The organism is Paraburkholderia sp. Ac-20340 (assembly GCF_017104965.1).
Classification (GTDB): domain Bacteria; phylum Pseudomonadota; class Gammaproteobacteria; order Burkholderiales; family Burkholderiaceae; genus Paraburkholderia.
Window position 1 is genome coordinate 1 of record NZ_JAAGPR010000042.1, and the last position, 18,206, is coordinate 18,206.

Below are 18,206 nucleotides of genomic sequence, written 5' to 3' on the forward strand. Positions count from 1 at the left end.
ACGCTGCAGGATGTTCGAAAACTCTTCGATGAAGGTTTCGAAGCGGATCGCCAGACGGTCGATATCGTGCGCGTAGCTGTTGTAGGCGACGACGGCCGGGATGGCGGCGAACAGACCGATTGCGGTGTCGATGCAGGCCGGCGGCAGCAGCGTCGATACCTGGGTGCTGTCGAGCCAGCCGGGCAGCGGCTTTTCGATGCTGCCCCGGCCGATGCAGCCCGGCGACCTGCGCCGCGAACGCCGTCGCGTACCGAGCCGCGCCGCCGAAAACCTCTTCTGGGCCGGCCGCTACGGCGAGCGCGCGGAAAACGGCGTGCGCCTGTGCCGCCTGATTCTGGGTTCGCTCGAAGGCAGCGATGCGGGCGAACTGTCCGGCACCTTCATCGAACTGGCCGCCGCGAGCGGGCTCGTGCCGTCCGCGAGCGGCGATGTACGGCGCGGCCTCGACGCCTTCGAGCGCGTGCTGGTGGCCAATCTGCATGAGAACGCGGGTAGCGGCGGCAGCGCCAGCATCGGCCAGACGCTCGCGGGCCAGGCGTATGCGTGCGGCGAAATCCGCGGCCGTCTGTCGAGCGATCACTGGCGCACGGTGCTGGCCTCGCGCAACGACTTCCGCGATGCGCTGCAGGCGCTGTCGCTCGCGCCCGCTGCGGCGCGCGAGAGCGCCGCCACGCCGCTGCGTCGCCCAACGTCCTACGACCGCATGGCGCTGATTCGCGCGCTCGACGTGCTGAGCACGCAACTGAGCGCGATCAGCGGCTGCCAGGGCGACCGCATGACGCGCGACGAAGCCTGGCGCCTGCTGTTCGCGGGCCGCCATATCGAGCGCGTCGCCGCCATGGCAACCATGCTGCGCATCGCCGCGCAGGAGCGCACGCTCGCCACGCCCGCGGGCTTCGACGTGCTGCTGCAACTGTTCGACAGCACGCTCACCTATCGCTCGCTTTATCCCGGACGCCTCGAAGTGCCTGCCCTGCTCGACCTGATCGTGACCGATCCCACCAATCCGCGCGGCCTTTATGGCGTGTACGCGCGCCTGCGCTCGCGTCTGGACGAAATCGCCCAGGCGGCGGGCGGACCGCGCCGCGAGCCGTTCGCCTCGCAGCTCGCGCCCATCGACGCCTTGCCCACGCTCGAAGAACTCTGCGAACCCGGCGACGACGACCGCTATCCCGCGCTCGTCGCGTTGTGCGACAGCCTCGCGGCACGCATGGCGGCCACCTCGAATGAAATCAGCGCGCGCTGGTTCAGCCATGCCACGCCGCCCGCCGCGCAGGTGTGGTCATGAGCGGCACGCGCCTCGCGGTCACGCACCGCACGACCTACCGCTATTCGACGCCGGTTGAAACCGCGCAGCATCTCGCCACCATCAAGCCACTCGAATTGCCGTGGCAACGCGTGCTCGCGCATCGCTCGGCCATCGAGCCCGCGCCGTCCTATCAGACGAGCCGCTTCGATCCGTTCGGCAACGAAGTGCTGTATTTCTCGTTCGACGCGCCGCATAGCGATCTGCAGATGACGAGCGAAACCACCGTGCTGCTGGCGCCGCGCTATGCCTCGCTCGATGCCGCGGCGACGCCTGCGTGGGAAAGCGTCGCGCATGCGCTGCGCTATGAAGTGGGTGGCGCATTTTATGCGGAGTCCGAATTTTGTTTTGCATCGCCGAATATCGCCTTGCTGCCGGCATTTCGTGCCTATGCGCTGGAAAGCTTCGGCCCTGACACGAGCGTGCTCGATGGTGCGATCGATCTGATGCACCGCATCCACGCGGACTTTTCCTATCGCCCGACGGCAACGGCGTTCGATACGCCCGCCGCGCGCGCGTTCGAATTACGCCATGGCGTCTGCCAGGATTTCGCCCAGGTGATGATTGGCTGTCTGCGTTCGATCGGGCTGGCGGCGCGCTATGTGAGCGGCTATCTGCGCAACGATCCGCCCGAAGGCGCAGCGCCGATGATCGGCGCGGATGCCTCGCATGCGTGGGTGTCGCTCTATGTGCCGGCGGCAGGCTGGGTCGATCTCGATCCGACCAACGATGTACTGGCCGATCAAGGTCACGTGACGCTCGCGATCGGCCGCGATTACACCGATGTCTCGCTGCTGCGTGGCGTGATTCTGGGCGGCGGCGCGCATCAGGTGGAGGTCGCCGTGCAGGTTAAAGCGCAGTGAATGCGAAGCGTCGGGCTAGGTGTCTTGATCCTGGCCTTGCCCGGATTCCGCCGCTTGATCGTTCGGCTGATGGATCTTCTCGTACAGACGAAGGCGCAATTCAAAAAAGCGCCACGCGAATTGAGGATTCCCGGTTGCATTCGCCGTAAATTTAAGTGCGTCGAGTGCGATCAGATCCGCTGCATAGTGTTCCGCCAACCACTTGTTCTGCGGCGGCAATGTCATCGAATCGAAGCAATGCACCCGCCAGGGGCGCTGCGTTGCGATAATGAGCGACGCGATTCTTTCGATGATAAAGACCTTGGCCGGCGCACCGTCGCCGTCATGCTTGACAGGCATGTTCAGTTGTTCTGCCAGCTTATTGGCGCCCGCTTCGGCGATCTGAAAGATCTGCTCGCAATCCTTTAACCATCGCCGCCAGAACGCGGGCTTGGCCACCAGGTAATTGCAGAAAATGGTCTCGAACGAACTCATGACGAAATCGGTCCCGGTGTTCTGCCCCGGCGCAATCAACTCCAGTACTTCGTCAATCAGCGGCCCAATGCCTGGATGCATCCACGCGGCATGTTCGAAGATATTGGCGAAATAGGCGGCCTGGTCGTAGAACGGCGAGAAGGTGACAACATCGACATCGTCTGGAGCGTCATTCAGGAATGCATGGACTTCTGCCGAATCCAGTCCTGTCTTTAACTTGAACTTCGGAGAAAAGAAACCATACAGGACATCTTCCTCCAGCGTCTCCTCCAGCAGAAAGCGGCGCATGGGCCAGTACTCGCGCCAGTCTGGACGTTGCCCCGTATTGTCGAGCGCGATAAAGCCGGGGTCCAGCTCGTTGCGGCTCTGCTCCGAGTAGTAGATCTGATAGATGTTATGTTTCATGTGTCCGACCTTCGTTGCCAAAGTTGGTTACGCAGGTCTGTGTCGGCCCGGTGACGTGGGGCCATCCTAACAAGGGCACCGGGCATGTGCAATCTGCACGCCACTGCATTCATTCCATTGCCGGATCTCGATCAGACAATATCGTCATGATGCGAGTGCGCCGACGCTTGTTCGAACAAAAAACAATACGGCAACAATACGGCAACTAATTCCTCTGATTTCAAACAGCAAAAAATTTAACGCCGGAAATCAGCGCCTAAAAGTAAATGGTCCGATTCGCCGTAAAGGCCAATCGGACCATTTCAAGTGTCATTCAACGCCGGGACGGATTCAACATCCCGGAACCGGCTTTAGGCCAGATCGAAGCGATCGAGGTTCATTACCTTCGTCCACGCAGCGACAAAATCCTTAACGAACTTTTCCTTCGCGTCGCTGCTTGCATAGACTTCCGCGAGCGCACGCAGCACGGCGTTCGAACCGAACACCAGGTCGGCGCGCGTGCCGGTGTACTTCACTTCGCCGCTCTTGCGGTCGCGACCTTCGAAGCGTTCCGCCGATGCATCGACCGCCTTCCATGCCGTGCCCATATCGAGCAGGTTGACGAAGAAGTCGTTGCTCAGCACGCCCGCCTTGTCGGTCAGCACGCCATCGCGGCTGCCGTCGAAGTTCGCGCCCAGCGCGCGCAGGCCGCCGACCAGCACGGTCAGTTCGGGCGCGGTCAGCGTCAGTTGCTGCGCCTTGTCGATCAGCAGCGTTTCGGTCGACGCGCCATCCTGCACGCGGCGATAGTTACGGAAGCCATCGGCGAGCGGCTCGAGGTGACCCACCGATTCCACATCGGTCTGATCCTGGCGCGCATCCACGCGGCCCGCTGCGAACGGCACGGCCACCGTCACGCCTGCAGCCGCGGCCGCCTGCTCGATGCCCACCACGCCGGCCAGCACGATCACATCGGCGAGCGATACCTTGCCCGACGCCTGCTGGATCGCCTGCAGCTTCGGCAACACGGCCACGGCCGCCTTGTTGACGTCCCAATCCTTCTGCGGCGCGAGTGCGATACGCGCACCGTTGGCGCCGCCGCGCTTGTCGCCGCCACGGAACGTCGATGCCGACGCCCAGGCCACGCTTACCAGTTCGCTCACCGACAAGCCCGATTCAGCGATCTTCGCCTTGATATCGGCGATATCGGCGGCGCTGGGTTGATGCACCGCCGCCGGCAGCGGATCTTGCCAGAGCAGATCTTCGGACGGCACTTCCGGGCCGAGGTAACGGGCCTTCGGGCCCATGTCGCGGTGCGTCAGCTTGAACCACGCGCGTGCGAATGCTTCGCTGAACGCCTGCGGATCGTCGAGGAAGCGGCGCGAAATCTTTTCGAATTCGGGATCGAAGCGCAGCGTCAGGTCGGTGACCAGCATGGTCGGCTTGCGCTTTTTCGACGGATCGAACGGGTCGGGGATGATCTCCGGCGCGTCCTTCGCTTCGAACTGGATTGCACCAGCCGGGCTGCGCGTCTGCACCCATTCGTACTTGAACAGGTTTTCGAAGAAGTGATTGCTCCACTGCGTGGGCGTTTGCGTCCAGACCACTTCGAGGCCCGAGGTGATGGCATCCGCGCCCGCACCCGAGCCATAACCGCTGTGCCAGCCCAGACCCTGCGATTCGAGCGACGAAGCTTCCGGGTCGGTGCCGACGTGCTCCGCCGAACCCGCGCCGTGCGTCTTGCCGAGCGTATGGCCGCCGGCGATCAGCGCGACGATTTCCTCGTCGTCCATCGCCATGTTGCCGAACGTTGCGCGAATGGCGGGCGCGGCCGAAAGCGGATCGCCGCTGGCATTCGGGCCTTCCGGGTTCACATAGATCAGGCCCATTTCCGTGGCCGAAAGCGGGTTCTTCGCGAGCGTTTCGGGGTTACGGTGCGTGAGCCATTTTTTCTCGTCGCCCCAGTTCACGTCGAGGTCCGGTTCCCACACGTCTTCGCGGCCAGCCGCAAAACCGAAGGTACGGAAGCCCGCGTTTTCGAGCGCAACGTTACCGGCGAGCACGATCAGGTCGGCCCACGAAATCTTCTGGCCGTACTTCTGCTTGAGCGGCCACAGCAGGCGGCGCGCCTTGTCGAGGCTGACGTTGTCGGGCCAGGAATTGAGAGGCGCGAAGCGCTGCTGGCCACGGCCTGCACCGCCACGGCCGTCGATCATGCGATAGGTGCCGGCGCTATGCCACGCCATGCGGATAAAGAGACCCGCGTAGCTGCCCCAGTCGGCAGGCCACCACTCCTGCGAATCGGTCAGCACCTTGCGCAGGTCGGATTTGAGCGCACTGTAGTCGAGCTTCTTGAATTCCGCGCGATAGTCGAAGCTTTCGCCAAGCGGATTCGAACGGCTGGAATGCTGGTTGAGCAGGTCGACGCGCAGTTGTTTGGGCCACCAGTCGAGGTTCGCAGTACCGCTGCCGGCGATCGGCTTGGTGGCGGCATGGAACGGGCATTTGGCTTCATCGGGGGTGGGTGTATCGATGGGCGTGCTCATGTGTACTCCGTTTCGCTTGGGGGGAACGCCCTAATATATCCGTTACCGCCGACTGGCCCCAATTGAACGTCTATATTCCGCCGATAGGCGGTGCGCGCCGCGCGGTATCGCCGCGCTCAATACATCGACGCCAATGCGCGTTTTTCGCCGGATTTTTTCTCCGGTTTTTTCTCTGCTTTTTTCTCCACCGCCTGTGCGCCCTGCCGGGCCGATTCCAGACGGTCGAGGCGGCCAATCAGTTCTTTCGCCTGTTTGTCGATATGCATGGGCAGTAGCGGCATGACCTGAATCGCCCTCACCCGCGCGCGCCAATAACCGAGGCTGACCACCGCGCCCGCTTCGGTTTGCCGCACAAAGTCGGTCGAACGCTCGAGATAGCCGAGAACATTGCGGATGTGCGCCAGATCCCGCTCAGCAAATTCGAAGCTCATGATTTTTCCCCCCCGTTATTGGTATCGATTTCAGTCGCCCGATGGCGTTTCAACGACCACGCGAGCGCGACCATTGCAGCCATTCGTGGTGATCGAGATTGCGCAACAGATCGGCGCGCCGCCTTTCGCGGCGATAGTGCGCGATAACGCCACATGCCGCGATCAGCAGCACGACCGTGCCCACACTCATACCCAGCAAGGACTCTTGCACGTCAGCCTCCACGATTGCCGTTACGTATGGACCGCCATCCTTCACTTCCTGCACGTGCGGACCGCCATCGATTCGAAGCTCAACAGGCGCGCGCGATGGCGCGCAGCATGGCGTCGCCGCGCGCGGTCACGCGCAATCCGGGCAGACCGGCGGCCGGATCGATGGCGATCAACTGGAGATCGCGCAACGCGCCCAGTTCCAGGCGGTCCGGCTCGATGCGTTCCGGTGCATCCTTCAGCAGCAACAAAGTGGCGAATTCGTGGTGGCTCAGCATGACGTCTCCCTCGCGACGAAAGTCTGCGAAACGCGCTCGCGGGCCGGGCGAATGGCTCACCAGGTCAGCGGCTCAAACTATGGCTTTGCGTGCAGGCACGCGCGGATTGCCGAGCGTGCTGCAAGTCGATGGCTGGCGTTGTCTAGCGCAATGGCGGACAACACCCGAAGCGAGGACGTCGAGGTGAACAGACTGCCGCCCCGGGCTGGGCAGAGACTGGCAGCGCAGAGGCGCTGGCTTTGTGCGAGGTGGCAGTCATATTTTGATCAGGATTGCTCATGAACAGGCTCCAGGAAATCACCAACAAGCCTGGCCGCTGCCACTGCGGCCAATGACCGGTACGGTGAGCGTCCGCCTCGTGGTTCGCGGAACTTCACCTTCGCCGATCTAGAGCCTTCATTCTAACTTTGTTAAATCTCACTTTTTATGACCCACTATCCAGGATTTTCCCCAATGTCCTGAACGGGCCGAGCTAGCGTCGCGATTACGCATAAAAAAGAACATCCGGTCGAAAAGCGCCGGATGTTCCTGTTTTGCTTCATACGTTGCGTCAGCGGCTTTTATTCATACGAAAGCCGCCGAAGGCGTCGTGGCGTGCGTGGCTTATTCGGCGTGCGCGCCCGCCTTGTTCCCCGCGTTCTCCGTGATGATGTGGGCAATTTCCGCATCGGCTTCGTCGCCGTACTTTTCGAACACGTTGGTTTCATAAGTCGTGTTTTGCGCGTTGCCGAGCTGGCTGCCCGTATCGTCCTTGATATTCACGTCGACCTGCATCGACAAGCCGATACGCAGCGGGTGCTTTTCGAGGTCGGCCGGATCGAGCGCGATACGCACCGGCAGACGCTGGACCACCTTGATCCAGTTGCCCGTGGCGTTCTGCGCCGGCAGCAGCGAGAACGCCGAGCCCGTGCCTGCCGAGAAGCCCACCACCTTGCCGTGATACACCACCGACGAACCGTACACGTCCGCCGTCATCTCGACCGGCTGGCCGATACGCATGTGCTTGAGCTGCACTTCCTTGAAGTTCGCATCGACCCACACGGCATTCAGCGGCACCACCGACATCAGCGGCGTACCCGGCGAAACACGCTGGCCAACCTGCACCGAGCGCTTCGCGACGTAACCGGTGACCGGCGCGGGCAGCGTGTTGCGGGCGTTCGTGAGGTACGCGTCGCGCACCTTCGCAGCCGCAGCCATCACGTTCGGATGATTGGCGATGGTCGTGTTGGCGGTCAGCGCGCGGTTGGCGGCGAGTTGCTGCTGCGCGGCGTCGAGTGCGGCTTCGGCGCTCTTGACCGAGTCGCGTGCGTGCGAGATTTCTTCCTGCGAAACCGCGCCCGTCTGCGCAACCTGCATACGGCGGCGCAGGTCGTCCTGCGCACGCGAGAGGTCCGCCTGACGCACGGCGACTTGCGCTTCGTACTGGCTGTCGTCGGCGAACAGACCGCGCACCTGGCGCACGGTCTGGCCGAGATTCGCTTCGGCCTGCTGCAGGGCGATGCGCGAATCGGCCGGATCGAGTTGCACCAGCGGATCGCCGATCTTGACGGTCTGCGTGTCGTCCGCGTTCACGGCGATCACCGTGCCTGTGACTTGCGGCGTGATCTGCACGACGTTGCCGTTGACGTAGGCGTCGTCGGTGCCTTCGCTGAAGCGCGCGACAAGGAAGTAATAGAGGCCGTAGGCAATCGCGGCAATCACGATCACCAGAACCAGCAGCGTCATCATGCGCTTGCGCTTGCCGTTCTGTTCAGTGCCCTGCGCGTCTTCAACAGGCCGTTGGGTGGTATTCATTTCAGATTTCTCTTGTGCGATTTCGTTTTATGGTTGCGACGGATGGCTGGCTGCGGTTTCAACGCGCGCGCCGGTCCACGGCGCACCGTTCGCCCCTTTCGCGTCGCTGCCGATCTGTGCGGGCGCAACGAGATTGACATCGTGCGCGTCATGCGCGTCGAAGCCGCCGCCCAGTGCCTTGATCAGCGCCATCTGCTGGTCGACGCGCTGTGCCTTGAGGCTCGCTACCGTCTGCTCGGAAGCAAGACGATTCTGGTCTGCATTGAGCACCTGCAACTGCTCCGACAAACCGGCCTTGTAGCGGATCACCGCAAGCTGATAAGCCTTCGTAGAAGCATCGAGCGCGTTCTGCGCGTCGACCAACTGCTTGTCCGCCGAGCGGATCGACGACACGGTCGTGGCCACGTCCTGGAACGCAGTGATCAGCGTCTGGTTGTAGTTCGCCACGTCCAGATCGAAGTCGGCGTAACGGCCTTTCAATTGCGCGCGCAATGCACCTGCATCGAAAATCGGCAGATGCACGGCCGGGCCGATGCTCATCTGGCGGCTCGTGAAATTGAGGAATTTGCCCCAGCCGAAGGCGTCGAAACCAAAGCCTGCGGCGAGATTCACGTCGGGATAGAACTCGGCCTTGGCTTCCTTGACGTCGTGCATCGCGGCTTCGACCTGCCAGCGCGCGGCGACGATATCGGGACGGCGCGCCACCAGATCCGCAGGCAGGTTATCGGGCAACGCAACTTGCGCGCGCGGGTTCAGCACCGGTTTTGCAATCTGCAAGCCGCGATCCGGGCCCTTGCCGAGCAGCGCGCCCAATTGATAGCGCACGCTTTCGATCTGGCCGTCGAGTTGCGAGAGATTGCCCTGGCTCGTGGCGATATTGCCGTTGGCGGTCTGACGCTCGACGTTGGTATCCAGTCCCGCCGCCACGCGGCCATTCGTAATCGTGCCGATGGTCTTGCGATTATCGATTTCGCGCGCGGCGATATCGCGCAACGAATAAAGCTGCGCAAGCTGGTTATACGTGCGCGCGACCGACGCCGCGAGCGTAATACGCGCCTGTTCCATATCGGCCTGCGCCGCGCGCTGCGACGAAACAGCCTGCGCCAGACGCTGACGGTTCTTGCCCCACAGATCCAGATCCCACGACGCGCTGGCGAGCGCATTGTTTTCGCTATACCAGCTACCGCCGTACGGGCTCGGATACAAGGCATTGGACGAATACAGCTCGCGCGTCCACGAATAGCTCGCGTTGACCTTGGGCGCGAGCGCAGCCTTCGACGTATCGATATAGGAAGAGGCCTTGGCGATACGCGCCTGCGCCTGCGCAATGCTCGGGTTGCCGTCGAGCGCTTCGTCGATCAGCTTCGGCAGTTGCGGGTCGCCGAACTGCTGCGCCCAGTCGAGCGAGGGCCACTGTCCGCCCTGCGCCGGAATGCTCTGCGAAGATTCGAACTGCTGCGGCTGCGCGAGCGTCTTGTCGCTCTTGATGCCGGCGTAGTTCGCACAACCGGCCATCAGCGATACCGTTGTGCAAGCAACTACAATCGCCAGGGTACGCATTGGAGTACGCGGGCGGAGGATTGAAACGCTATTCATGCTTGTCCTGATGATCGTATTGGAGCGATGTCCTGAAACAGGCTCAATGCGCTGCCGAATCGGCGCCGCCTTCTGACTTGCCCGCACGCGTGATCCAGATAAGCGGAATGATCGCGATAAAGATCACCGCTGAAATCCAGAACACGTCGTTCAAACCCAGCATCGCCGCCTGGGTATCGACGAGTTGTCCGAAAACCGTGTGCGCCGTCGCGGTATCGAAGTGCGCCGTTTTGCCGAGAAAATCGATGAACTGCGTGAAGGCCGGATTTTCCGGCACTGCCTGTTCCGTGAGGCGCGCGTGATGCACCACCGTGCGGTCGTACCATTCGTTCGCGCCCAGCGAGGTGCCCACCGCGCCGCAAAACACACGGACGAAATTCGACAACCCCGCTGCCGCCGGGATCTTTTGCGGCGGCTGTCCGGCAAGAATGATCGCGGTGAGCGGCACGAAGAACATCGCCATCGGAATGCCTTGCAGCAACGTGGGCACGACGAGGTGATACGTATCGATATCGACGATGTAATTCGAGCGCATCCAGAACACCGCAGCGAAACCGATGAACGCTAGAGTTGCGATCAGGCGCGCATCCGAGCGCGGCAATACCTTGGCAATCACCGGCGAAAGCAGCACCGTAAAGATGCCGATGGGCGCGATCACGAGACCCGCATCCACCGCGCGATAACCCAGATATTCCTGCATCCATTGCGGCAACAACACGAGGTTGCCGAAGAACACGCCATACGCAATCGAAATCGCAATCGTGCCGCCCAGGAAATTGCGCTGGCCGAACAGGCGCAAGTCGATGATCGGATGTTCCTCGGTCAATTCCCAGATTACGAAGGCCGCAAAACTGACCAGAGCGGCAATCGTCAGTCCAACAATAACGGGCGAATGGAACCAGTCGAGGTCCTTGCCTTTATCGAGCATCACCTGCAAGGTGCCGACCCACGCAACCAGCAGCCCCAGCCCGACCAGATCGATTGGCGGCTTGCGGGTGGGCGTTTCGCGCGTGCGGTAGATCATCCACGTCGCCACGGCCGCGAAAATACCCACGGGAATATTGATGTAGAAGATCCACGTCCAGCTATAGCTATCCGTGATCCATCCGCCCAGCGATGGTCCTGCGATTGGCCCCACGGTTGCGGTCATCGCCCAGAGCGCCAGCGCCGTCGACGACTTCTGCTTCGGCCAGGAACTGAGCAGGATGGCCTGCGACATCGGAATCAGCGGTCCCGCCGTCAGGCCCTGAAACACGCGCGCGGCCAGCAGGATCGGCAGATTGGGCGCCATTCCGCACAGCCACGAAGCGATGGTGAACAGCACGATCGCGCCCACGAACAGGCGAATCTGGCCGAGCCGCTGCGTGAGCCAGCCAGTCAGCGGAATCGACACCGCATTCGCCGCCGCGAAGACCGTGATGACCCACGTGCCCTCGTCCACCGACACGCCCAGGCTGCCCGACAAGGTGGGAATGGCAACGTTCGCAATCGACGAATCGAGCACGTTCATGAAGGTCGCGAGCGCCACGGCGAGCGTGCCCAGCGCGAGACGGCCGCCGGTCAATGGCGGCGGCGGCGCGTGAGCCGCGCCTTGCGGGCTCATTGCGCACCCCGGAACGTTTGCGTTCCCAAGTCCTGATTCATTTGCAATCCTGATTAAATTGATGTGCGCGGCCGCGTGAACCTGCGCTATCCGCCCAATACGAGACCGGTCGGCACGTTTGCGCGGCAGCCAATCATCTAAAAAGGGGATGATCGAAACGGTTGTTCAGTACCGATCGGTATCGCATGATAAAAGGACATCCCGGCCGAGTCAACGAAAATCGAACCGATCGGTACAGTCGCGGGTAGCGGTGCGTTTGTCCGCGAGTGCGGCCGCGCTGCTGTGTTACGATCCCGCGACACCGTTTTCGCAATTCACTCTAAAAATATGGCGACGCTCAAGGCATCCGGCGCACCGGCGCGCCGCCCTCGCAATACCGATTCCGCCCCTGCGGCCAGCAAGGCCGACACCGTGCTCAACGCCGCACGCGATGTGTTTCTGGCGCACGGCTTCAGCGCGGCCACGACCGACATGATCCAGCGCGAGGCGCAGGTCTCGAAGTCCACCGTCTACGCGGCCTGGCCGACGAAAGAAGCGCTGTTCGCAGCCGTGATCCAGCGCGAATGCGGCCAGTTCGCCAATTCGCTGCGTCATATGGAGTTCGAGTCCGACGACATCACGCGCTCGCTCACCAAACTCGCGCGCGCCTATCTCAGCCTGATTGTTTCGCCGACGGGGCTTGCTCTTTTTCGCGTGATCGTCGCGGAATCGGGGCGCTTTCCTGAACTGGGGCGCACGTTTTATGCGGCCGGGCCCGAGGTGGTCGCGAGCATCGTCGGGCAATTTCTGGAGCGCGCGGCCGCACGCGGCCAGATCGATGTGCAGGCCGTGGGCTACACCACGGCGGCGAATCTCTTCATCAGCATCGTGCGCGGCGAGGCACAACTGGAATGCATCACGCACCCCGACTCGCGGCCTTCCGATGCGCAGATCGACCGCTGGGTGGACGCGGCCGTGCAAACCTTCGCGCTGGCCTTCGTCAAGCGTGAGCCTGCTGCGTAAGCAGCCGGTCGATACCCATGCCTTTTGTTTATCGACCCATCGATTTCATTAATCGATGGATCTCGTTACGACCATCGAAGCGTAAAAGATGCTAAGAACACGGGTTCACGAAACCCGGTTCTCGCGATGAACGCATTTTCCTTATATTCCCTTACCCGGCGCACGATTGCGCTGGCTCTCGCGCTTTGCGCGCTAGCGACGCTTGCACTCTTACGCGCGGCGCCGGCTTTTGCCGATCCCGGCGTCACCCTGCCTGTCGTGGCGCCCGTGCAAAGCTGTGAAGCGCTTGCGCAAACGAAGCTCGACGCCGCCGTCGGCGCGCCCGTCTCGATCGAAACCCGACGCCTGAACACCGCTCAGGGCGAGTTCTGCGAAGTGAGCGGCACGATCGAACCCGCGATCGGCTTCAAGCTCGACCTGCCCGCCAGCAAGTGGACGCAACGCTATCTGCAGGCCGGTTGCGGCGGCCTGTGCGGCATGATCAATGCCAGTATCGGCAATGCAGGCGATTGCCGCCCGGCGCTCGACGGCGAATTCGCCGTGGCCGCGACCGACATGGGCCACACCGGCCGCATGGGCGCGCCCGACGAAGGCGCATTCGCGGCCGATCCGCAAAAGCGTATCGATTTCGCTTATCGCGCGAATCACCTCACGGCACTGGCCTCGAAGGCGCTGATGCGCGCGTTCTACGGCGTCGCGCCGCGTTACGCCTACTTCTCCGGCTGCTCGGATGGCGGCCGCGAAGCCTTGATGGAAGCGCAGCGCTATCCCGACGACTTCGACGGCATTTCGGCCGGCGCGCCCGCGATGCTGTTCCAGATCCAGAACTCGTTCTTCCACGCGTGGACGGTCGCAGCCAATCGCGGCAGCGACGGCAAGCCCATCCTGCTCGCGCCGAAACTGCGCGTGCTGCACGACGCCGTGATTGCGCATTGCGACACGCTCGACGGCGTGAAAGATGGCCTGCTCAGCGATCCGCGCACGTGTCACGTGCAACAAAGCTGGGTGGCATGCAAGCCCGGCGCAAGCAACACGCAGCAATGCCTGACGCCCGCCGAATGGTCGGTCGCGCAGAAGATCTACACCGGCCCGACCGATGCCGCCGGCCGTCGCTTCCTGCCTGGTGGCCTCGAACCCGGTTCGGAGATGATGTGGGGATCGTTCGTGCCGCGCGACGCCAATAGCGGCGCGCACGTGATGTCCGCTGCGCTGTTCAGCGGCATGGTGCCGGTGGTCAACCTGGTGCCCTCGCAGGCCGAATCGAGCGCCACCACCTTCCCGTTCACCACGGAACAGTTCATGCGCATGCAGGAACTGCATCCGCTCAATGATGCGACCAACCCCGATCTGCACGCGTTTTCCGCGCATGGCGGCAAGCTCATCATGTGGCACGGCTGGGCCGATTTCTCGATCGCGCCGATGATCTCCATCGCCTACTATCGCGCCGTGCAGGCCGAAATGGGTGCGGGCGCAACGGATCGCTTCCTGCGCCTCTTCATGATTCCGGGCGTGGGGCATTGCGGTGGCGGCGACGGCTTCGCGCAAGTCGATACCTTGAGCCCGCTGATGAACTGGGTCGAACACGGCACCGCACCGGCCAGCCTGCGTGCGGAACGCATCGCGGCCAGCGCGGGCGGCTTCGGCGGTCCGCCTCCGGCCAGCGGCGCGGGCATGCCGCACGGCGCGCCGCCGATGGATGGACAGGGCCCGCAAGGTCCACAAGGTCCGCAGGGCGGCAGCGACGGCCGGGGCGGCGGCATGGGCGCACACGCCGCGCTGCCGCCTGTCGCAATTGCGAATCAGCCTGCGCTGGCGAGCCGGCCGATCTATCCGTTCCCGCAGATTGCGCATTATCTCGGCAAGGGCGATCCCGCCAGCGCGTCCAGCTACGGTCCTGCGCCGAGCCCCGCAAAGGAACCGGCGAAGATCGACTGGTACGGCGCATTCATGCTGCGCCCCGGCTTCCAGAAGCAATACGTGGTGCGTGACGATCAGATCTTCCCGCTGCCGCAATAAGTCGAATTGCCGGATCGGGCGCGTGCATACCTTCGCCTGATCCGACTGCATTCCATCATCCGCAACATCAGGACATCACCATGACGCAAGCCGAATCCACCACGCCCGCCTGGCGCGCCGACCCGCTCACCTGGGGCCACGGCCCGCGCGTTTTCGAAGTCTTTCTCGAACCGACCTGCCCGTACTCGGTGCGCGCGTTCGGCAAGCTCGACGCCCTGCTGGAAACGGCTGGCGCCGATCGCATCACCGTGAAAATCCGCCTGCAATCGCAGTCGTGGCACATGTTTTCGGGCGTGATCGTGCGCTGCATTCTTGCGGCTTCGACGCTGCCGGGCGGCAAGGAAAACGCGAAAGCGGTCATGGCCGCCGTGGCCGCGCATCGCGAGGAATTCGAATTCGAGCGCCATTGCAGCGGCCCGAACATGGACGCCACGCCCAACGACATCATCGCGCGTATCGAGCGCTATAGCGGCCTTGCATTGCGCGAGGCATTCGCGATTCCGGGTCTCGACACCGAAGTGAAATGGCACGCGAAATACGCGCGCCAGAACGGCATCCACGTTTCGCCGACCTTCATGATCGACGGTATTGTCGATCCGAAAATCAGCAGCGGCGATGAAGTTGCCGCGTGGGCCGCGCGCCTGCGCTAACGTGCGTATTTCGCCACGTACGAAGCGGAATTCAGTCTTCCGCAAAGCCAAATAATGGGCTTTCGATACGTGGCGACAGCGTCATTCACGCGTGCTTGCCGCGCTGAGGTATTGCATCGAAATAGCTGATGCATAAGGTTTTATCCGCTTCCTTATTCCAGCAGCGAAGCCGCGAAAAACCTAATCCCGCCAGCGTGAATTGCATAGCAGCGCGCGTGCGCTGAGCTTTTCGCAACCCATTCGTTAGCGAAGTGCAAACCCCTCCCTAGCATCGGTCGAACCTCGCAGTTCGCAAGGTTCGATTGACGCATACAGGGGTTTCACTTGAAAACAACCAATCTGATTGGCGCACTCGCCGCCGCATTGCTTTCGTCTTCCGCCTTCGCGCAAAACTCGGTCACGCTGTACGGCTTGATCGACGCCGGTCTCATGTACACCAACAACGTGAGCAAGAGCGGCGCGCACGGCGCGCTATTTCAGGCCACCAGCGGCACCATCAACGGCAGCCGCTTCGGCATTCGCGGCCGCGAATCGCTGGGCAATGGCGTCAAGGCCGTCTTCGTGCTCGAAAACGGCTTCAACGCGCAAAACGGCAAGCTCGGCCAGGACAACCGGCTGTTCGGCCGTGAAGCGTGGGTTGGCCTGACGAGCGAACGCTATGGCTTCGCTGCCGTAGGCCGTCAGTACGATTCGGTGGTCGATTACGTCGCGCCGCTTTCCGCCGAAGCCGGGTCGTTTGGCAAGACGAGTTTTGCGCACCCCTTCGACAACGACAATCTCGCCGATTCCCTGCGCTTCAGCAATGCCGTGAAATACGCAAGCCCAAACGTCGGGGGCCTGCAATTTGGCGGTCTTTACGCGTTCTCGAACAGTACGGGCTTTAACGCGAATCGCGCGTGGAGCGCGGGCGCGAGCTACGCGAACGGGCCTTTGAGCCTGGGCGCGGGTTATCTGCAGATCGATCACGCGGGCGGCGCGACGGGCAGCGGCGCGGTCGATATCACCGAATCGGCGGCAAACGGCGTGGGCGGATTCACACTCGCCGCCGACGTGCAGCGCGTGGCGGCAGGCGCGGTTCGCTATGACGTGAATGGCGCGTCGCTGGCTTTTGTCTATTCGCATAGCCAGTTCGAAGGCAGCACGGCTTTCGGTTCGACCGGCGGCCACGTGAGTTTCGATAACTACGAACTCAATGGACAGTATCCGCTTGCGAGTCGTTTAAAACTCGGGCTCGCATTCGTTTATACCGATGGCCATGTTTCGGATACCCGCTCGTATTCGGTCAATCCAAAGTGGCAACAGATCGACACGCAACTCGTGTATTCGTTTTCGCGGCGCACCGATGTGTATCTCGAAGGCATTTATCAACACGTGACGGGCGCGCATTATGTTGCGTTCATCGATACGGCGGGCGGCGCTTCGTCCACGGCTACGCAGGTGGTCGCCACAGTGGGATTGCGCACGCGATTCTGATCGACGTCGATTACCGATCCCCGACAAAAATGAGACGCTACGCGGGCAAGCTGCGGCACAATCACTTCGTTCGACCACAACGATCAGAAGGGAAATGCCCATGAAGCTGTTCTACTACCCCAGCAATGCGAGCATGGCGCCTCATTTCGTGCTTGAGGAAATCGGCCAGCCATTCGAACTCGCGCTGGTGGACCGCACGCAGGATAAGCACAAGTCGCCGGAGTACCTCAAACTCAATCCGAATGGCCTGATTCCCGTTTTGATCGATGGCGATCTCGTCCTTTATGAAACCGCCGCAATCTGCCTGCATCTCGCCGATAAATTTCCGCAGACACAACTCGCGCCCGCATTCGGCACGCCCGAACGCTCGCAGTTTTATATGTGGCTGATGTGGTTGACCAATACGTTTCAGGCAACGTTGATTGCCTACTTCTACCCGGAACGTTGGGTGGATGCGGGCAATGCCGAGGGCGCAAAACAGGTCCAGGCGCACGCCGAAGCGAAGATCGCGCTTTTACTGGATCAACTGGAAAACCAGCTGCAAACGAGCGGCGGCCCGTGGTTTCTGGGCGCGCACTACAGCGTGCTCGATCCCTATGCATTGATGCTGTGCCGCTGGACGCGGCAGTTCTCGCAACCTGCGCGACTGCGTCCGCGTCTGGCGTCGTATCTGCAGCAGGTGCTGGAACGCCCGGCCGTTCAGCGCGCCTTGCGCACGGAAGGTCTCGAGCATCCGTGGATTTAATCCGCTGATTGTTCGGATTGATCCGCTTGATCTGCTTGATTCGTTCGATCCGATGCATCCTGCGCATGCATCGGGTCTTTCTCGAAGATCGCGCCCTGCGGTTCGCCGCAATCGGCAATGGGCGCGAATGCCAGCGCATGCGCCTCATCCTCTTTCGCGCCAAAACCCAGCAATAACGTGAACATCACCTGCTCGGTGTAGTCCACGGGCGCGTCGCCCGATAGCAGCGTCTCGATCCCATACATGATCGCGCCCAGCGCGATATCGCGCGCCACGCTCACGTGGCTCACGCGCAAGCGTCCCGAATCGATCGCCAGTTGCAGATCGCGCGTCAGGTATTCGTCGAGCAGACGGCCGCGCGAGCCGCGCCGCGTCCCCACGCGCGTGATAAACGCGCCCCACAGCGGATAGCGCGCCGCCATCGTCATGTAGAGCCGCGAACCCACGACCAGCCGCCGCACCGGGTCCGCCTCGGCCAGCACGAGCGGATCGATCACGCCCAGCACCTGATCGCTGCTCTCGCCCGCAACGGCCACGAGCAGCTCGCCGGTCGTGCGGAAGTAGTTGTAGAACGTGCCCCGCGCCACGCCCGCCGCCGCAATGAAATCGTCGATGAGAGGCAGGTCCGGGCCTTTCTCCGCGAACACGCCCAGCGCCGTTTCAATCAGGCGATTACGCGTTTTCTCGCGGCGCGCGGCGCCCACGCGGGTTTGATAGTTCTCTTCTGAAGCGTCCATGTGCGTGCGATTGACGTGCGATTCCCGTTCGATTGGCGGCGACTTGCGCCCGATTGGCTCCCCAGCATTCTAGGGTTTGTCCTGAATCTAATCTAGTTGAC

At 62.3% G+C, this 18,206-nt stretch carries 15 protein-coding genes and 2 pseudogenes; 7 read left to right on the forward strand and 10 right to left on the reverse strand.

Annotation, left to right across the window (positions count from 1 at the left end):
* Positions 1-138: pseudogene (locus tag G3N59_RS32735) on the reverse strand (MotA/TolQ/ExbB proton channel family protein); the annotation flags it as partial.
* On the opposite strand from G3N59_RS32735, the pseudogene G3N59_RS32740 reads away from it, so the two are divergent.
* Both G3N59_RS32740 and G3N59_RS32745 read left to right on the forward strand, forming a co-directional pair.
* Positions 101-1,288: pseudogene (locus G3N59_RS32740) on the forward strand (alpha-E domain-containing protein); the annotation flags it as partial. The pseudogenes G3N59_RS32735 and G3N59_RS32740 overlap by 38 nt on opposite strands.
* Positions 1,285-2,169 (forward strand): transglutaminase family protein, encoded by an 885-nt coding sequence (locus G3N59_RS32745; protein WP_205986980.1) that lies wholly within the window; start codon positions 1,285-1,287, stop codon positions 2,167-2,169. The pseudogene G3N59_RS32740 and the gene G3N59_RS32745, both read left to right, overlap by 4 nt.
* 15 nt (positions 2,170-2,184) lie before the next feature.
* Here the strand turns inward: G3N59_RS32745 and G3N59_RS32750 are convergent, their stop codons facing one another.
* From G3N59_RS32750 to G3N59_RS32785, 8 genes are all read right to left on the reverse strand, one after another.
* Positions 2,185-3,048: a hypothetical protein gene (locus G3N59_RS32750; protein ID WP_205986981.1), complete on the reverse strand. Its 864-nt coding sequence runs from the start codon at positions 3,046-3,048 to the stop codon at positions 2,185-2,187.
* 350 nt (positions 3,049-3,398) lie between these two features.
* Positions 3,399-5,573 carry a catalase/peroxidase HPI gene (katG, locus tag G3N59_RS32755; RefSeq protein WP_205986982.1) on the reverse strand — a complete coding sequence of 725 codons (2,175 nt, stop codon included), beginning with the start codon at positions 5,571-5,573 and terminating at the stop codon, positions 3,399-3,401.
* 116 nt (positions 5,574-5,689) lie between these two features.
* Positions 5,690-6,004: a hypothetical protein gene (locus tag G3N59_RS32760; RefSeq protein WP_205986983.1), complete on the reverse strand. Its 315-nt coding sequence runs from the start codon at positions 6,002-6,004 to the stop codon at positions 5,690-5,692.
* Positions 6,005-6,053: 49 nt separating this feature from the next.
* On the reverse strand, positions 6,054-6,215 hold the full coding sequence (locus G3N59_RS32765) for a hypothetical protein (protein ID WP_205986984.1): 162 nt from the start codon (positions 6,213-6,215) through the stop codon (positions 6,054-6,056).
* Between the two features lie 79 nt (positions 6,216-6,294).
* On the reverse strand, positions 6,295-6,489 hold the full coding sequence (locus G3N59_RS32770) for a hypothetical protein (protein WP_205986985.1): 195 nt from the start codon (positions 6,487-6,489) through the stop codon (positions 6,295-6,297).
* 603 nt (positions 6,490-7,092) lie between these two features.
* Positions 7,093-8,283 carry an EmrA/EmrK family multidrug efflux transporter periplasmic adaptor subunit gene (locus tag G3N59_RS32775; protein WP_205986986.1) on the reverse strand — a complete coding sequence of 397 codons (1,191 nt, stop codon included), beginning with the start codon at positions 8,281-8,283 and terminating at the stop codon, positions 7,093-7,095.
* A gap of 27 nt (positions 8,284-8,310) precedes the next feature.
* On the reverse strand, positions 8,311-9,843 hold the full coding sequence (locus G3N59_RS32780; protein ID WP_205986987.1) for an efflux transporter outer membrane subunit: 1,533 nt from the start codon (positions 9,841-9,843) through the stop codon (positions 8,311-8,313).
* Positions 9,844-9,922: 79 nt separating this feature from the next.
* Positions 9,923-11,482 (reverse strand): DHA2 family efflux MFS transporter permease subunit, encoded by a 1,560-nt coding sequence (locus G3N59_RS32785; RefSeq protein WP_205986988.1) that lies wholly within the window; start codon positions 11,480-11,482, stop codon positions 9,923-9,925.
* Between the two features lie 327 nt (positions 11,483-11,809).
* On the opposite strand from G3N59_RS32785, the gene G3N59_RS32790 reads away from it, so the two are divergent.
* The 5 genes from G3N59_RS32790 (at position 11,810) to G3N59_RS32810 (ending at position 17,368) form a co-directional block, all read left to right on the forward strand.
* Positions 11,810-12,484, forward strand: coding sequence for a TetR/AcrR family transcriptional regulator (locus G3N59_RS32790; RefSeq protein WP_205986989.1), 675 nt, complete (start codon positions 11,810-11,812; stop codon positions 12,482-12,484).
* A gap of 126 nt (positions 12,485-12,610) precedes the next feature.
* Positions 12,611-14,500: a tannase/feruloyl esterase family alpha/beta hydrolase gene (locus G3N59_RS32795; protein ID WP_205986990.1), complete on the forward strand. Its 1,890-nt coding sequence runs from the start codon at positions 12,611-12,613 to the stop codon at positions 14,498-14,500.
* 80 nt (positions 14,501-14,580) lie between these two features.
* Positions 14,581-15,150 carry a thioredoxin gene (locus G3N59_RS32800; protein ID WP_205986991.1) on the forward strand — a complete coding sequence of 190 codons (570 nt, stop codon included), beginning with the start codon at positions 14,581-14,583 and terminating at the stop codon, positions 15,148-15,150.
* A gap of 324 nt (positions 15,151-15,474) precedes the next feature.
* Complete coding sequence (locus G3N59_RS32805) at positions 15,475-16,623, forward strand: porin (protein ID WP_205986992.1); 1,149 nt, start codon at positions 15,475-15,477, stop codon at positions 16,621-16,623.
* Between the two features lie 100 nt (positions 16,624-16,723).
* The gene (locus tag G3N59_RS32810; RefSeq protein ID WP_241024622.1) at positions 16,724-17,368 is read left to right on the forward strand and encodes a glutathione S-transferase family protein; all 645 of its coding nucleotides are present in this window, start codon (positions 16,724-16,726) and stop codon (positions 17,366-17,368) included.
* On the opposite strand, the gene G3N59_RS32815 is transcribed toward G3N59_RS32810, so the two are convergent.
* A complete protein-coding gene (locus tag G3N59_RS32815; RefSeq protein WP_205986994.1) occupies positions 17,365-18,105 on the reverse strand; it encodes a TetR/AcrR family transcriptional regulator in 741 nt (246 codons plus the stop codon). The two genes, G3N59_RS32810 and G3N59_RS32815, sit on opposite strands and share 4 nt — an antisense overlap.
* Between the last annotated feature and the right edge of the window lie 101 nt (positions 18,106-18,206).

What these genes read in the sequence shown, in the direction of transcription:
- G3N59_RS32815 (WP_205986994.1), bottom strand. Translation starts at nt 18,105, where the DNA reads ATGGACGCTTCAGAAGAGAACTATCAAACCCGCGTGGGCGCCGCGCGC.
- G3N59_RS32745 (WP_205986980.1), top strand. Translation starts at nt 1,285, where the DNA reads ATGAGCGGCACGCGCCTCGCGGTCACGCACCGCACGACCTACCGCTAT.
- katG (WP_205986982.1), bottom strand. Translation starts at nt 5,573, where the DNA reads ATGAGCACGCCCATCGATACACCCACCCCCGATGAAGCCAAATGCCCG.
- G3N59_RS32750 (WP_205986981.1), bottom strand. Translation starts at nt 3,048, where the DNA reads ATGAAACATAACATCTATCAGATCTACTACTCGGAGCAGAGCCGCAAC.
- G3N59_RS32770 (WP_205986985.1), bottom strand. Translation starts at nt 6,489, where the DNA reads ATGCTGAGCCACCACGAATTCGCCACTTTGTTGCTGCTGAAGGATGCA.
- G3N59_RS32760 (WP_205986983.1), bottom strand. Translation starts at nt 6,004, where the DNA reads ATGAGCTTCGAATTTGCTGAGCGGGATCTGGCGCACATCCGCAATGTT.
- G3N59_RS32790 (WP_205986989.1), top strand. Translation starts at nt 11,810, where the DNA reads ATGGCGACGCTCAAGGCATCCGGCGCACCGGCGCGCCGCCCTCGCAAT.
- G3N59_RS32780 (WP_205986987.1), bottom strand. Translation starts at nt 9,843, where the DNA reads ATGCGTACCCTGGCGATTGTAGTTGCTTGCACAACGGTATCGCTGATG.
- G3N59_RS32795 (WP_205986990.1), top strand. Translation starts at nt 12,611, where the DNA reads ATGAACGCATTTTCCTTATATTCCCTTACCCGGCGCACGATTGCGCTG.
- G3N59_RS32800 (WP_205986991.1), top strand. Translation starts at nt 14,581, where the DNA reads ATGACGCAAGCCGAATCCACCACGCCCGCCTGGCGCGCCGACCCGCTC.
- G3N59_RS32810 (WP_241024622.1), top strand. Translation starts at nt 16,724, where the DNA reads ATGAAGCTGTTCTACTACCCCAGCAATGCGAGCATGGCGCCTCATTTC.
- G3N59_RS32775 (WP_205986986.1), bottom strand. Translation starts at nt 8,283, where the DNA reads ATGAATACCACCCAACGGCCTGTTGAAGACGCGCAGGGCACTGAACAG.
- G3N59_RS32785 (WP_205986988.1), bottom strand. Translation starts at nt 11,482, where the DNA reads ATGAGCCCGCAAGGCGCGGCTCACGCGCCGCCGCCGCCATTGACCGGC.